The following is a 15,129-nucleotide window of genomic DNA, read 5'->3' as shown; positions in this document are numbered from 1 at the left end:
TTACCTAATTCTATTTTATTCTTGAAAAAAGCTTCGAACATCTGAAACATTTATTAAATTTGTTCTACTAACTTATTTTACAAGCTGCAAAAATAGGGTATTTTAAAATATGGCGAAAGTAAAATATTATTACGACTCAGAAAATCTGGCTTATACAAAAATAAAGACCAGAAAAAGAATCAAATTTGGCTATGCATTATTGTTTTTGCTGGCTTCGGCATTGTTTGGTTTTTTAGTTTTTGTTCTCTTATTGAATACTCCTTATTTTGAAACACCAAAGGATCGTTTACAGGCTCGTGAAATCGAGAATCTGAAATTGCAATATTCAATTTTAAATAAAAAACTGGATGAAATCGACGATGTAACTGAGGCATTAGAAAATAGGGACAATAATATTTACAGGGTTTATTTTAATAAAACTGAAATTCCCGATTCTATCCGAAAAGCAGGCTTTAAAGATTCTAAACGTTATAGAGACCTAGAAGGCTACAACAACTCACAATTGGTTTTAAATACGACAAAACGCATTGACAGATTATCAAAAGAATTAGCCATTCAATCGAAATCATTAGATGAAATTTTGAAACTGGCGAGTACAAAAGGCAATTTATTATTGGCAATTCCGGCGATTCAGCCTGTTCGTAACGAAAACCTTAAGCGAATGGCTTCAGGATTTGGATATCGCACTGATCCTTTTACAAAAGTGAGGAAAATGCATAACGGAATGGATTTTACAGCCAACACAGGCACTCCTGTTTATGCCACTGGCGATGGTGTTGTAGAAAGAGCAGATAATTCGGCTTCAGGATTTGGAAACCACGTCGTCATCAGGCATGGTTTTGGATACGAAAGTTTGTACGCCCATTTAAGCAAATACAATTGCAGGGCCGGACAACATGTCAAACGTGGTGATGTTATTGGATATGTGGGAAGTACCGGCAGATCTGAAGGTCCGCATTGCCATTATGAAGTACATAAAGACGGAAAAGTCGTAAATCCGCTGAACTTTTATTACGGCAATATATCGGCAGCAGAATATGTGGCAATTTCACAAATGGCAAATCAGGAAAACCAATCATTAGATTAATCCTCCAAAAAGTTGTATTTTTGGAATAAAAACAGAAAATTACAAATCATGCATATTGAGCTTTCAAAAGATAAAAGATATTATAGTATTGGCGAAGTTGCCAAAGCTTTTAATGTCAATGCATCATTGATTCGATTTTGGGATAGTGAATTTGATATTTTAAAACCAAAAAAGAATGCCAAAGGCAACAGAATGTTTACTCCGGATGATATTACCAACCTGCAATTAATTTATCATTTGGTAAAAGAAAGAGGTTTTACACTTGATGGCGCCAGAACACACCTGAAAGAAGGACAAAAGAAAACATTAGATAAGTTCGAAATAATACGTAAATTAGAGACCATAAAAACACAATTAAACGATATTAAGAACGAATTATAGTATATTTATTAAATAAATCAAAAACAAACTTAAATTAAAACAGATATGAAAAAATGGTTAATCCCCGTAGGAATTATTATAGCGCTAATTGCTATTATTGCTTTTTGGTCAATTGGAATTAAAAATACTGGTTTGCAAAAAAATCAAGCAGTTAATAAAGAATGGGGAAATGTAAGTACTACTTACCAAAGAAGAAATGACCTTATTGGAAATTTAGTTAACACAGTAAAAGGTGCTGCAGATTTCGAAAAATCAACATTGACAGCTGTAATTGAGGCTCGTGCAAAAGCTACTTCGGTAACAATCGATCCAAGCAATGTAACTCCAGAGCAATTGGCTCAATACAACCAGGCTCAAAGTGGGGTATCCTCTTCTTTATCAAGATTGTTAGTTTCTGTTGAACAATACCCAACATTAAAAGCGAATGAAAACTTCCTTAAATTACAGGATGAATTGGCTAGTACAGAAAATCAAATTTTAACGGCCAGAACACGTTTCAACGAAGCTGTACAAGATTATAATGGTTATATTCTTGCTATCCCGAACAAATGGTTCTTAGATTACAAAGAAAAACCATATTTCGAAGCTGTTGCAGGTGCTGATAAACCAGTTGAAGTAAAATTCTAAAAAAGAATTTTACATTTTAGGTAAATCTAAAATCAACAAACTAAACTCTAAAATAACTCCAATGTCAAAAGTAGAAGATTTTTTATCCAAAGAAGAAGAACAACATATTGTTGATGCTATTTGCGTGGCTGAAAAAAACACTTCTGGCGAGATTAGGGTACATATAGAACAAACAACTTCTAAAGTTCCTTTTGATAGGGCTTTAGAAGTTTTTCACGAATTAAAAATGAATGAAACCCAACTAAAAAACGGGGTTTTATTTTACTTTGCTGTAGCAGATAAAACATTTGCAATTTGTGGAGACAAAGGTATTCATGATGTTGTTGCATCAGATTTTTGGGACTGCACCAAAGAGACCATGATTGCCCAATTTAAGTTAGGAAACTACAAGCAAGGTATTGTTGATGGCATTCTGAACGCCGGCGAACAATTAAAAAAATACTTTCCTTCGTTTGAAGGGGACACTAACGAATTATCAAACGAAATCTCAAAAGGATAAATAATGAAAATTTCCACAAACAAAATATCTCATTCAAAAGGACTTTTTCAATTTACCTTTTTGTTAATCGCTTTTTTTACCACCAATTGTATTTTTGCACAATTTACAATTCCGGAAAAACCAAGTTTTCAGACTTCAGTTTATGATTATGCGAATGTTTTAAGCGCATCTGAAAAGGCACAATTAGAAGAAAAACTAATTCGTTATTCTGATTCTACCACAACACAAATTGTAGTTATTACAATCGAAAGTTTAAAAGGAGAAGATGTTAGCCAACTAGCTACAAAATGGGGACAAACCTGGGGAATTGGAGGAACTAAGCAAGATGATAATGGTGTAATTATTTTATTGGCTAAGGCCGAAAAGAAAATAGCCATTAATCCGGGATATGGAGTTGAAGATCGTTTGACTGCAGGAATTGGTGGAACAATAATCAGAAATATTATTATTCCGGAATTCAAAGCAGGCAGTTTTTATAATGGTCTTGACAAAGGAACAGATGCCATAATTGATGTTTTTAAAGGCAAATTCAAGGGAGAACGCAAACAGGCAAAAGGAAATGATTTTCCGATACTGCCATTCATTGTTATTGTTGTAATTGTATTAATTTTGCTGTCCCGAAATAAAGGCGGCGGTGGAAATTCAGGCAATAACAGCGGTGGAGGTCCAAGTTTACTCGATGTTATCCTTCTAAGCAGTCTTGGAAGAAGCAGCGGTGGCGGATTTGGAGGAGGTTTTGGTGGCGGATCATCCGGTGGCGGAGGTGGCTTTGGCGGAGGTTTTGGCGGAGGTGGTTTCTCCGGCGGAGGTTCCAGCGGAGGCTGGTAAAGTCTTTAGTTTCAAGTTTTTTTAGTTTCAGGTTTTAAGTTGATACTAAGAAAATTTAGTTTAAATTTATCATTCATAATTTACAATTTATAATTCAAAATAGATGTTATCACATAAAGCAAAATACGCCCTTAAGGCCTTACTTTATTTAGCAGAACAGGACGAAAATCACATTTCCAGAACGATAGAAATTGCTGATGGCGCCAATATTCCTAAAAAGTTTTTAGAACAGATTTTATTAGATCTAAAACGAGGACGTTTTGTGAGTAGTAAGCAAGGAAAATTTGGCGGATATTATCTGATACGCTCCAAAAATGATATTACTTTGGCAGAAATTCATCGTTTATTCGACGGTGCAATTGCGCTTTTACCATGTGCTTCGTTAAACTTTTACGAACCATGCTCAGATTGCAAAACTGAGGAAGAATGTAGCCTAAGACACGGCTTAATGATCATTCGAGACGAAACTCTTAAAGCGATGCAAGGCATCACAATCGCCTCACTTGTAAAGAAATAAAAAAATATTTCCTAATTCCTAGTAAATCTATAGAATTTACATATATTTGCAAAAAAATCAACTAACCAATTTACAAATTTTAACCAATATGAAAGTAAATTACAATCGATCGGGTGTGTCAAAAAATCTTTTGCAAAAAAACCAAAATAGTCAATTCAAGACTGTAAAAAACAATTCTTCTATGATGTGTATGTGCTGGTAAAAAAAATTTAATTTAAATTCTACTAATCACATATAACTAATATAAAAATGAAAAATTCTATAAAAAATATACTTACACTATTATCTGTTTTTACTTTCTCTATTTCATTTGCACAAAACATTGAAGGTGTTGTTAAAACAAGTGAAAACATTCCATTAGAAGCCGTTAACGTTGTTGTAAAAGGAACAACTTCTAACACAACTACAGATCCTGGCGGAAAATTTAGCCTTGATACAAAAGGAAGACTTCCTATCACTATTTTAGTTCAATATGTAGGCTATAAAACTACTGAGATTGAACTTGTTGATTTACCTACTACTCCATTACAAGTAACCCTTAAAGAAGAAAACGAACTCATAGAAGTTGTTGTATCTTCCAGACGCCGAATAGAAAAAGTTCAGGATGTACCAATTGCAATATCAGTTATTACTGGTAAACAAGCGGAGCAAACAGGAGCTTTTAATGTTAACCGTATTAAAGAATTAGTTCCTTCTGTACAATTGTATTCATCAAATCCCAGAAATACAGGAATAAACATTCGTAGCCTTGGTTCTCCTTTTGGACTTACTAATGATGGTATCGATCCCGGAGTTGGTTTTTATGTTGATGGTGTATATTATGCACGTCCCGCTGCTACGACTTTAGATTTTATCGATATCGAGCAAATCGAAGTATTACGCGGACCACAAGGATCTTTGTTTGGTAAAAACACCACTTCCGGAGCTTTTAACATTACTACGCGTAAACCAAGTTTTACTTCAGGAGCTGATTTTGAAGTGAGTTACGGAAATTATGCCTTTCTACAAGCTAAAGCATCTGTTACAGGAGCTTTAGGAAAAAAATTAGCAGGTCGTTTATCTTTTTCAGGGACACAACGTGACGGTCTTATTGACAATGTTGCTACAGGAAGACCTACAAATACTTTAAACAATCAGGGGATTAGAGGTCAGTTACTTTGGACTCCAACTGTAAATACCAATATTATATTTGCCGGAGATATCACAACGCAACGCCCTGACGGATATGCACAAGTTGTTGCCGGTGTTGCTCCTACTCAAAGAGCTGCTTATCGCCAGTTTGATGCTATTATTAAAGATTTAAATTATCAACTACCAAGCTTAAATGCTTTTGACCGTAAAATTGACCACGATACTCCATGGCGTTCGGGACAAGATATGGGAGGTTTATCTCTTAATATTGATACAAAAATTGGATCAGGAACTCTTACTTCAACTACAGCTTGGCGTTTTTGGAACTGGGATCCATCAAATGACAGAGATTTTACAGGATTACAGGTATTGGCAAAATCACAAAACCCAACAAGACAAACACAATTTACACAAGAAGTACGTTACGCAGGTCAGTTAACCTCTAAAGTAAGCGGTGTTGTAGGGGTATTTTTTATAGACCAGACATCTCAAACAAATGGTACTGAAGAATCTGGGAACGCTCAATGGAGATTTGCACAAAGTTCAACAAGTCCCTTATGGAAAACTCCCGGTCTTTTTGAAGGATACGGAATCAAAACTGATGCAAATATCAGAGCATCGAGTGCGGCAGTATTTGGCCAAATTGATTGGGCAATTACAGAACGTTTACACGTATTGCCAGGTTTAAGATATAATTTCGATAAAAAAGATGCTCGTTATGCTCGTACAACATACGGAGGTCTTCAAACTACAGATCCGGCATTACTTGCTTTGAAAAAATCTGTTTACTCTGATCAGGCTTTTAATTCAAGTACTGATAATACAGATTTCTCTGGAAATATAACAGTATCTTTTAAAGCTTCTGACAAAATCAATGCTTACGCAACTTATGCAAAAAGTTACAAACCGGTTGGTGTAAATGTAGCTGGACTTCCAACTGATTCAAAAGGTTTACCATTACTTGATCTTGCAGTAATTAAGCCTGAAAAAGTAAATCATTATGAAATTGGGGTAAAAACATCTCCTTTTAGAAATTCAGTTTTCAACCTGACATTCTTTAATACTGACATCAAAGATTTTCAAACAAACGTTCAGGCTGCTGAATTAGGTGTAAACCGCGGGTATCTTGCCAATGCAGATAAAGTACGTGTGAGAGGTGCTGAACTTGATGCAAGTTTTGTAATAAGCCAACACTTAACAATCAATGGTGCTGCAACTTATACTGATGGTAAATACATCAAATTTACAAATGCACCACTTCCGTTAGAAGAAACTGGAGCTGCTGTAGCCTTCAAAGATGTTTCAGGAACTGAATTACCGGGTGCTTCAAAATGGGCAGGATCTCTAGGCGGAGAATTATCCGATAATGCTAAATTCTTTGGAAACGCAGGAAAAATATTCCTTGGTTTAGATTCTTATGCTCGTTCTGAATTTTCGTCAAGCCCATCGGCTTCAAAATATTTAGTAGTTCCGGGTTATGCCATTTTTAATGCTCGTTTAGGTTTCCGCGCTTCTCAAGGTTTATCTGTTCATTTCTGGGGACGTAACCTTTTGAATAAAGATTACTACGAACAATTATTACCTGCTGGTGGAAACACAGGTCAATATGCGGGTGTAATTGGTGATCAAAGAACTTACGGAGTAACATTGAAATATTCATTGTAACACAATTAGTTAATTTTAATCATATTAAACGAGATAGGTTTTTAAATCTATCTCGTTTTTTTATGCCAAAAAAGCTCATAAGATTAGCTCAGATATTTAAACGTAACCTATTAATCCAAAAACTTTTAGAGTCAATAATATCTATTAAGAAGAGATTAATTTTTCAATTATACTACAATTAATCAAAGATCTTGAGTTATTCCATCACGAAAAAGCTGGAGAAAATTCAATCTTTATACTTTGCAATCCTGCAACTTTAAAAAATTAATGAAATGGGACAAATTTAAATATTTGTCCCATTTTTTTGTTTACTCATTAATCAATCGTACACCACATAAATGAACATTCATTGAAATTCTATGGCGTCTAAATATACCCTCTTTTATCATTCTTAAAACTTATAGAGGTTATTTATATTCTATTGTCCAGGTAATTTTGCATTGAGTTTTCTGAAATCTAAAACATTTCAGTAACCATAAATAAATATAATTATTAAAATAAACAAAATGAACAAAGCGAAGCAGTTTCTTTACTTAAGTACAACTCTTGTACTAACAGTATGTTTCCTATTAACTGGATGTAAAAAAAGTACATCAGCAGAGAACGTCGGTTCTGTGAGTGAAAATACATCAGAAACCACGCGTTTTATAAATGGTACTTATGCTATCATGACAATGCAAAATCAAGGAGATTATAAACTAGTTGGCGGTCAGGAAAAAAATGCCTCTATTAAGCAATCCATAAAACAAATGCTTCAACAATGGTGGTCAGTATCTGATTTAAATTCCGGTATGAAACAAGTGCAGGAACTTACATCTGAAAATGGCATGCATAGTAAAGAATTTGTTAACGAGATAAAAAAACTTGGTATTGATAAAATGTCTAAACAGGAATTTGATACTGAATTATCAAGTATTACAGATCCAGAGCAAAAAATTCATTTACAATTGTTGTATAATGCTTATAGTGATCTTGGCTATAACGCAATTGCAGGATGGGATCTTGGTAGAGCCAACTTCCTGTTAACTAGTTTTTATGTAGCTGATTTTATCAATGAAGATACTGCCTTAGACAAATCGTTAGAAGTAGCTAAACGTATTCAAAAAACTTTTAAATCATGGGACGAATATAATAGAAGCTACATGTATGGCTATTTATACTGGAGCAATGAAAATCCAAAAGATCCTTCTTCAAAATATGCGGAACGTCAAGGATTTATATCTGAATTAAAGAAAGATCCAAAAAGTCCTTTTCAAGTAAAGTGGAACACAGAATTAAAAAAGGATTGGAAATAAAAATATTGTTTACTAAAAACAATTAATCACAAAAAAAAGAAAATAAAATTATGTCAGAATTAAAAATTCCCTTATTGTTTGAAAAAAATGAATACATAATTGATCAAAGGGCAAATCTTTTAAAGATAGGAAACACATACGATATCGTTGATACTGAAGGGAAAAAAATAGGTGTTATTGACCAACAAATACCAGGATGGCACAAGCTATTATTACTTGTCTTAGACAAACAGGCATTTCCTTATACGTACCACTTTAAAGATGAAAAAGGTAACATTGGTGCAACTGTAAAAAGAGGATGGACCTATTTTATGTCTAAAATACAAATACTTGACGCTAATAATAATGTAATTGGCGTGATCAAAGAAAAATTTAACCTACTGGCACACAATACATTTGCTATTGAAGATAATAATGGTAACATAATAGCCACTATCAAATCTACTGATGCAGGTCTAAAAGCTTTTAATATTACAAATGCAAATGGGGTAAAAATGGGAACTATTGAAAAAAAGACGCAAGGAAAATTAATGGAAATTGCCGCGCAAGCACTAACCCCGAACAAAGATAAATATTTTGTAAATATAGATTTTGAATTTACAAATGACCCTAAAAAAATAATTGCTTTAGCAGGTTCTCTTGTGGTAGACATGACATTTAGAAATTAAAAAAAATCTCAATTAGATACCCTTTTTAGTAATATTAAAATAGTTTAGACAATAACAGTTTGCATACTCAGTACTTGTAAAAACATAAGCTAAACGAATAACACAAACAACAAAAATTATTATGAGCGACACAACACATGGTGTAAGCATACCTGAATACGCAGCTGCACTAGGAGCAGTAGCAACACATAACATTGATATTGATTTGATATTTAAAGCATTAAACATCGAATCTGAACAATGGACAGAAGTGTGCAATACTTATCAATTTTCAGCAATGACAGATATGGCAACGTACATGCAGTACTTTGGCAATCCTTCGTTGTGCCCTAAATTCAGCAATCTTGTACAACCTCTTCCTTCAAGCACTAATACCTCAACAGCAAATTCATTTTTTGACCAGTTAATGAGTGGATTTTCAGATTTTGATGTTGAGGGTGATGATGATGATGATGATGATGATGTTACAGAAGATGACACGCCTGTTGCAGATGACAAGAAACATTTACTTGCATTTGGTTCTATAATACTATATCAACATCCTGTAGAAACACTCCAAATTTATAGTTCTAAAAATGATTTGAAAGAAATGCTAGACAATGCATGGGAAATTACAAATACACAAGAAGCTATAGAAACACTTGACTGGCTTAAAGAATCCGGACATCGAGATGAAGAAGTAGACACGCAAGATGAAGAAGTAAAAATAGCAATACAAGAGTACAGCAAAGCTTTATCACCTCAAATAAAATTAAATATAGATGCGGCTGGAAACTTTCAAGATGTAGATGCTTGGGATATTGAACGTATCGGTTCTGTAGCTCGTTATTGTTATGCTGCAGGTTATATAAATGAAGAAACTTGTTTTAAATATTTGGAAATTGCAAAAAACATGGCTACGGAAAGGTATAAAAATTGGTTCGAATATGCATCTTCTTTTATGACTGGACGTGCTGTTTTTTGGGGAAACAATCCTACTGCATTTGCATCTGCAATAAAAGAATCGCTACAAGACAAAAATAGTGTTTGGAATACAACACGTATTGATTGGAAGAAATAGACTTAAATTGAATTATTCAATATAATAAACAATTAGTTGGTTTAAATACAGTAAAAACGAGGTAAGTTTAAAAACTTACCTCGTTTTTTATTTTAGATTGTAGATTTTAGATTTTTTGATTATCAAAATTGGCTAGAGCTATTTTAAAACCTTTGTTGCCCGAACCTCTCCCTCTTTGAACCTTAAAAAAAACTACTCCATTCTCTGCCTTTTCTTCCCTCCTTTTTCAGCACCTGCAAAATTTCCAATTTTATAACTTACAGAAAACATTACATAACGTTTCAAGACCGTATTTTCTTCATCACGAATCGAGGTTGCCGAAATTGTTCTTGTTGCACTTAAATTCTGATTCAAAACATCGTAAACTTTTACTTTTGCATAGATTTTTTTATCAAAAAAACCATAAGACAAACTTGTATTCCACAAGTAAAAATCTTTCTTGAAGTTGCTCGAAATATTAGAATTATAAGTATATCCAAAATCATTCCCGAAGATTAAATTTGCCGGCCAATAACTTGTGGTTTGCAGATTGATTCTGTGTACAACATTCGAGCTGGCATCTCTTGAAGAATTTTCATAATCGGTTTGATTGTATGATAAACTATACGATGGCGAAATAATAAGTAAATCTCCATACTCATACGTCATATTTACTTTTGGTGTAATGGCGGTTGATTTTGCATTGTATAAAACAGCATTTGTAAAACCTTTATCAAATGAATAACTACCATTTAATCCAAAACCATATCTTAAAACATGAGCATCCCATTTGATCGATTGATTCCAGTTTCCTCCAATCGAAGTAATATAAGTACCGGATATATTTACGTAAGTAGTCGTTCTTTTTCCGCTATCGTCATAGATTGAAGTCGAAACCACGTCGTTGTTGTAATAATCTCCTTTTATGTAAAGGCTATAACCTGAACGTGTACGGAAATCATAATTTCTAAAACTAAAATTCGCACTATTTTTTTCGATAGGATTCAAATCCGGATTTCCCGTAATTGTATTTAATGGATTGGTTAAATTTAAAACCGGCATTAACTGAACTGCTGACGGAAGTGCATTCGAATAATCATATTTGAATGACAGATTCTTTGAACGGCTAAACTTATACCTAATCTGAAAATCACCATATGGCAAAGCATATTTTTTATTCAGATCGGTCGCATTGTTAAGGTATAAAGAGTGATTATCGAAGGCTACGATTGCTGTTCTGGAATTCAGGTTGACAGTAAATTTACTCTTCTGCCAGGTAATACCAACTTTGGGACTGAATGAATTTTGCTTTGATGTAGTATAATTTGTCAAAGATTCGTTTAGATTACTATACGATTGTGATGCAGCATCAAAATCGTATGTTTTCATATCTTTCATTTCGCTTTTCCAGTCAAAATCAGAACCAAACCTTATTCTTAATGAATCAGTAACGGGTTCCGTATATTCAAATTCAAGAGAATAAACATCTGAATTACTTATGTTTTTACTTTGCTGATTTCTATCGTCATTTGGTTTGCCGTCCTGATAAAAAATAGTTTGAGAAAGATTGAGTGCCTCAGCATCTGTCTTGGCATTATTATTATCAAATACAACACTAAAATTACGCGACTTTTTCTTAAACGCTTTATTGAAATTAATCGTGTTCCCAAAGGTTGTATTGGTACTTTCTGAATAATTTTTTGCATTACTTTCATTCAAAGCATCTCCGTTTTCATCTTCAGAAGAACTGGAGGATGTTGAATTACCATTCGTGCGGGATTGATTGACTTTTGGTACGATCACCAATCGGGTTGTTGGATTTATTTTATACTCTAATTCAAAATTTACGTTGTTTCCGGTACTTTCGTTTCTTGTTTTAGAATCAGCCGAAGTAGCAATATTGCCACTTGGTAAAAAACTAACCTGATCCGATTTACTTTCGTTATTATTAACTGAGTTCGAAAAATTATAACTTCCCATCGCTGCTAAACTTTTAGACCAGTCATCAGAATAATTCAGCCCTATAAGGTTCGATTGCGTGATTCCTTTACCACTTCCTGAGCTTCCGCTACTGCCTTTGCTGTTTCTCCCGCCTCCCATATTATCAAACACCTCATCCATCGCAAAACCGGTAGAATTAATATTATTTGAAGAAGCGAGAACGCTAATTTTTTGCTTATTATTAAAGAAGTTCAAAAGAAGACTGCTTTCATAACGATCATCAGAACCATATCCGCCCAGAATTTTACCAAAGTAACCTTTGTTTTTCTTTTCGTCAATTGTTATATTAATACTCGAAAAATCCGAAGTCGATTCTTGTTTGGAGAGTTCTTCTTTCTTTGTTTTAAAATCAGAAACCTGAATTTTTTTGATGATTTCTGCCGGTAGGTTTTTCAAAGCAATGGCACCATCTTTATCAAAAAATGTCTTTCCGTTTACTAACACCTGATTAACTTCACGCCCGTTTACAGTAATTTTTCCATCAGTACCTACATCAAATCCCGGTAATTGCTTTAGCAAAGTCTCCACATTCGAGTCAGGCCTGACTTTATAAGAACCCGCATTAAACTCGAGCGTATCTTTTTTGATTGTAATTGGCGGTGCTTCGCTTTTTATAACCACATTATCTAAAGCATTTGCAGCCTCAAGTAAATACAATTTACCAAAGTCTTTACTCTCCAAAAGTCCCTTCTCTTCTTCAAAATAAGGTTGATATCCCATATAATTCACCTTTAGAAAAATAGGCTTATCATATTTTTTTGTCTTAATATTAAAAGATCCGTTTTTATCAGTTGTAGCATATTCGATTACTGTAGAATCTTTTACTGTTGTAAAATAAACAGTCGCTAACTCGAGTGGCAATTGTGTATTGATATCAACAACAGTTCCTTTAAGAACAATATCGTTCTGCGCACTTGCCGAATAACAAAAAAGAGAAAAAATCAGGAAATAATAAATTTTGGTCATAAATTGGTTAGTTAGAAACAGTAAGACTCAAAAAGAGCCAAAAGGTTTAATTGTGTTTTTAACATTTATTCAAATAGTATGCCATTTAGTATGAATATCATCAATTTGAAAAAACAAGGCGTAAAAAAAGTCCCCGTTGTGAGGACTTATTTATTTTATTTTTCTCTGATATAAATATCGATTGGTACTCCTGAAAAGTCCCAGTTTTCTCTAATCTTATTTTCGAGATATCTTTTGTACGGTTCTTTAACATATTGTGGCATGTTTGCAAAAAACACAAATTGAGGCGTTAAAGTTGGTAACTGCATGCAATATTTAATTTTTACATATTTACCTTTTGTTGCAGGCGGCGGATAAGCTTCGATCACCTTCAACATAAATTCATTGAATTTAGAAGTTGGGATTCTTTGCTTTCTATTTTCAAAAACCTGAACCGTAGCTTCTAATGCTTTCAATAAACGTTGTTTCGTTAAAGCCGAAACGAACAAAATTGGCACATCTGTAAAAGGCATTAATTCTTCTCTAATTTTTGCTTCGTAATCACGTGTAGACATGGTATCTTTTTCGACCAAATCCCATTTGTTTACTAAGATTACAACACCTTTACGGTTTTTCTCTGCCAACCAGAAAATACTCTGATCCTGGCCTTCAAATCCACGGGTAGCATCGATAATCAAGATACAAATATCTGCATGCTCAATCGCACGAACAGAACGCATTACTGAGTAAAACTCTAAATCTTCTTTTACCTTAGCTTTACGACGGATTCCCGCAGTATCTACCAGGTTAAATTCAAAACCAAAACGGTCAAATTTTGTATCAATTGCATCACGTGTTGTTCCTGCAATATCTGTTACCATAAAACGTTCCTTACCAATTAATGCATTGATAAAACTTGATTTTCCTGCATTAGGACGTCCTACAACAGCAAAACGAGGTAAAACAACTTCTTCCTGAACTGGTTCTGGTTTTACAGGAAATGAGTCAATCAGAGCATCTAATAAATCTCCAGTTCCGCTTCCTGAAATACTTGCAAACGTGTAATACTCCCCTAAACCAAGGTTATAAAATTCAATTGCATCTTTCTCACGCATGGCATTATCTACCTTGTTTACCGCTAATAAAACCGGCTTAGTCACTTTACGCAACAAACGGGCAACAACGTCATCCATTGGTGTAATACCTTCCTCAACATCAACTACAAAAATAATAACATCAGCTTCGTCGATCGCTAATTCTACTTGTTTACGGATTTCGCCTTCAAAAACGTCATCAGACCCGCGAACGTATCCACCGGTATCAATGACAGAAAACTCTTTTCCGTTCCACTCGCTTTTACCGTAGTTTCTATCTCTGGTAACTCCAGAAACTGAATCTACAATAGCTTCTCTTCTTTGTATCAGCCTATTAAAAAGGGTTGATTTCCCTACATTAGGTCTTCCTACTATCGCAACAATGTTATTCATTTTTGTAAATTTTAGATTTTAGATTTCAGAATTTAAATTCTAGTTTCCTAGAATCCTATCTCTTACAAATCCAAAATGCTTTATTTTAATTTTTTGCAAAGGTAGTCTTTTTTTACTTTGTAGTTCACTGTTTTAAGCATTCAGTGAAAATGTCTGAAAATTACCACCTAAAAATCAAAAAAGAATCACTTTTTTGATATATTAGCTTTAACTTATACAGCTAATCACTTCATTATCTACTTTATGGACACCAATAACGATATCCGTCTACGTCTTCGTTTTTACAAAGAGGTCGATCAAAACATAGATTCCCTGCTTCAGAAATTCAACTATTTTACCACCAAAAACTCGCCTGATTTCATCCTAAAAATAAAAGGGTATCATATTTGGATCGATATAAAAGGCTCTAAAAAGGAATATTGGTCGCCACATTTGCATCTCGAAATGGAATCAAGAGGCGAAAATCAAAGTCACATTCGTGGTTTATTTGGACCTGATCCTAATTTATGGACATTTTTTATGTTTCTGCACTTTATGATCGCAGGAACATTTATCATTTTTTGCGGAATCGCCTATACTCATTACGTCCTAAAAACACCAGTGCAAACTGATCTTATTATACTATCCTTGATGGTGATTGCCTGGATTTTGCTTTATTTTATCGCTAAGCAAATTCGGAAAAATGGCGAAAAACAAATGAATGAAATCGAAAAAGTATTTTTAGAAATCCTAGGATCTTAAACAGATAAAGAAACTTAACGATTTTTATGAATTACAAGAATTATATTTTTTTGAGGAGCTATTCCAGCTCTGCATTTCAACTCCTCGCAAAAAAAATTGTTCTAATGCATTTGCAAAGCTTCCGTTGGTCGCTTTGCAAATACAAGAACAATAATATTTTTATACTGCGGGGTTTTTATTTCGATCCGGGCTAAAAAAAACAGAATGATTTCTTAATA

General features: G+C 33.8%; 13 protein-coding genes. 11 read left to right on the top strand and 2 right to left on the bottom strand.

What is annotated here, in order from left to right; translation table 11 throughout:
* Nucleotides 1-109 precede the first annotated feature (109 nt).
* From QLQ94_RS10005 to QLQ94_RS09960, 10 genes are all read left to right on the top strand, one after another.
* Nucleotides 110-1,087: a M23 family metallopeptidase gene (locus QLQ94_RS10005; RefSeq protein WP_271334940.1), complete on the top strand. Its 978-nt coding sequence runs from the start codon at nt 110-112 to the stop codon at nt 1,085-1,087.
* Nucleotides 1,088-1,135: 48 nt separating this feature from the next.
* Nucleotides 1,136-1,468, top strand: a complete 333-nt coding sequence (locus tag QLQ94_RS10000; protein ID WP_271334941.1) for a MerR family transcriptional regulator — start codon at nt 1,136-1,138, stop codon at nt 1,466-1,468.
* Between the two features lie 45 nt (nt 1,469-1,513).
* A complete protein-coding gene (locus QLQ94_RS09995) occupies nt 1,514-2,095 on the top strand; it encodes a LemA family protein (protein WP_110837347.1) in 582 nt (193 codons plus the stop codon).
* A 61-nt stretch (nt 2,096-2,156) separates the two neighbouring features.
* Entirely contained in the window at nt 2,157-2,594 is a 438-nt protein-coding gene (locus QLQ94_RS09990; protein WP_271334942.1) for a TPM domain-containing protein, read from the top strand.
* 3 nt (nt 2,595-2,597) lie between these two features.
* Nucleotides 2,598-3,422 carry a TPM domain-containing protein gene (locus tag QLQ94_RS09985; protein ID WP_271334943.1) on the top strand — a complete coding sequence of 275 codons (825 nt, stop codon included), beginning with the start codon at nt 2,598-2,600 and terminating at the stop codon, nt 3,420-3,422.
* 103 nt (nt 3,423-3,525) lie between these two features.
* Nucleotides 3,526-3,939, top strand: a complete 414-nt coding sequence (locus tag QLQ94_RS09980; protein WP_041517419.1) for an RrF2 family transcriptional regulator — start codon at nt 3,526-3,528, stop codon at nt 3,937-3,939.
* A 249-nt stretch (nt 3,940-4,188) separates the two neighbouring features.
* A complete protein-coding gene (locus tag QLQ94_RS09975; RefSeq protein WP_482499635.1) occupies nt 4,189-6,735 on the top strand; it encodes a TonB-dependent receptor in 2,547 nt (848 codons plus the stop codon).
* A 506-nt stretch (nt 6,736-7,241) separates the two neighbouring features.
* Nucleotides 7,242-8,030, top strand: coding sequence for a DUF1266 domain-containing protein (locus QLQ94_RS09970; protein WP_482499633.1), 789 nt, complete (start codon nt 7,242-7,244; stop codon nt 8,028-8,030).
* Between the two features lie 50 nt (nt 8,031-8,080).
* Nucleotides 8,081-8,698, top strand: coding sequence for an LURP-one-related family protein (locus tag QLQ94_RS09965; protein WP_482499631.1), 618 nt, complete (start codon nt 8,081-8,083; stop codon nt 8,696-8,698).
* Nucleotides 8,699-8,819: 121 nt separating this feature from the next.
* Nucleotides 8,820-9,758 carry a DUF1266 domain-containing protein gene (locus tag QLQ94_RS09960; RefSeq protein WP_482499629.1) on the top strand — a complete coding sequence of 313 codons (939 nt, stop codon included), beginning with the start codon at nt 8,820-8,822 and terminating at the stop codon, nt 9,756-9,758.
* A 192-nt stretch (nt 9,759-9,950) separates the two neighbouring features.
* Here the strand turns inward: QLQ94_RS09960 and QLQ94_RS09955 are convergent, their stop codons facing one another.
* Nucleotides 9,951-12,704: an outer membrane beta-barrel protein gene (locus QLQ94_RS09955; RefSeq protein ID WP_482499627.1), complete on the bottom strand. Its 2,754-nt coding sequence runs from the start codon at nt 12,702-12,704 to the stop codon at nt 9,951-9,953.
* Between the two features lie 155 nt (nt 12,705-12,859).
* Nucleotides 12,860-14,170 carry a ribosome biogenesis GTPase Der gene (der, locus tag QLQ94_RS09950; protein WP_271334947.1) on the bottom strand — a complete coding sequence of 437 codons (1,311 nt, stop codon included), beginning with the start codon at nt 14,168-14,170 and terminating at the stop codon, nt 12,860-12,862.
* A gap of 243 nt (nt 14,171-14,413) precedes the next feature.
* Between der and QLQ94_RS09945 the strand changes: the two genes are divergently transcribed.
* A complete protein-coding gene (locus tag QLQ94_RS09945; protein WP_482499626.1) occupies nt 14,414-14,911 on the top strand; it encodes a hypothetical protein in 498 nt (165 codons plus the stop codon).
* Nucleotides 14,912-15,129: the final 218 nt, after the last annotated feature.

This window comes from Flavobacterium sp. B114r (genome assembly GCF_056824125.1).
The sequence above is the reverse complement of the archived record's forward strand: the minus strand, read 5'-3'. Positions and strand labels throughout refer to the sequence as shown.

Coding starts and splice junctions, on each gene's coding strand:
- QLQ94_RS09980 (WP_041517419.1), top strand. CDS start 3,526: ATGTTATCACATAAAGCAAAATACGCCCTTAAGGCCTTACTTTATTTA.
- QLQ94_RS09960 (WP_482499629.1), top strand. CDS start 8,820: ATGAGCGACACAACACATGGTGTAAGCATACCTGAATACGCAGCTGCA.
- QLQ94_RS09995 (WP_110837347.1), top strand. CDS start 1,514: ATGAAAAAATGGTTAATCCCCGTAGGAATTATTATAGCGCTAATTGCT.
- der (WP_271334947.1), bottom strand. CDS start 14,170: ATGAATAACATTGTTGCGATAGTAGGAAGACCTAATGTAGGGAAATCA.
- QLQ94_RS09955 (WP_482499627.1), bottom strand. CDS start 12,704: ATGACCAAAATTTATTATTTCCTGATTTTTTCTCTTTTTTGTTATTCG.
- QLQ94_RS09970 (WP_482499633.1), top strand. CDS start 7,242: ATGAACAAAGCGAAGCAGTTTCTTTACTTAAGTACAACTCTTGTACTA.
- QLQ94_RS09945 (WP_482499626.1), top strand. CDS start 14,414: ATGGACACCAATAACGATATCCGTCTACGTCTTCGTTTTTACAAAGAG.
- QLQ94_RS10005 (WP_271334940.1), top strand. CDS start 110: ATGGCGAAAGTAAAATATTATTACGACTCAGAAAATCTGGCTTATACA.
- QLQ94_RS09965 (WP_482499631.1), top strand. CDS start 8,081: ATGTCAGAATTAAAAATTCCCTTATTGTTTGAAAAAAATGAATACATA.
- QLQ94_RS09990 (WP_271334942.1), top strand. CDS start 2,157: ATGTCAAAAGTAGAAGATTTTTTATCCAAAGAAGAAGAACAACATATT.
- QLQ94_RS09975 (WP_482499635.1), top strand. CDS start 4,189: ATGAAAAATTCTATAAAAAATATACTTACACTATTATCTGTTTTTACT.
- QLQ94_RS10000 (WP_271334941.1), top strand. CDS start 1,136: ATGCATATTGAGCTTTCAAAAGATAAAAGATATTATAGTATTGGCGAA.
- QLQ94_RS09985 (WP_271334943.1), top strand. CDS start 2,598: ATGAAAATTTCCACAAACAAAATATCTCATTCAAAAGGACTTTTTCAA.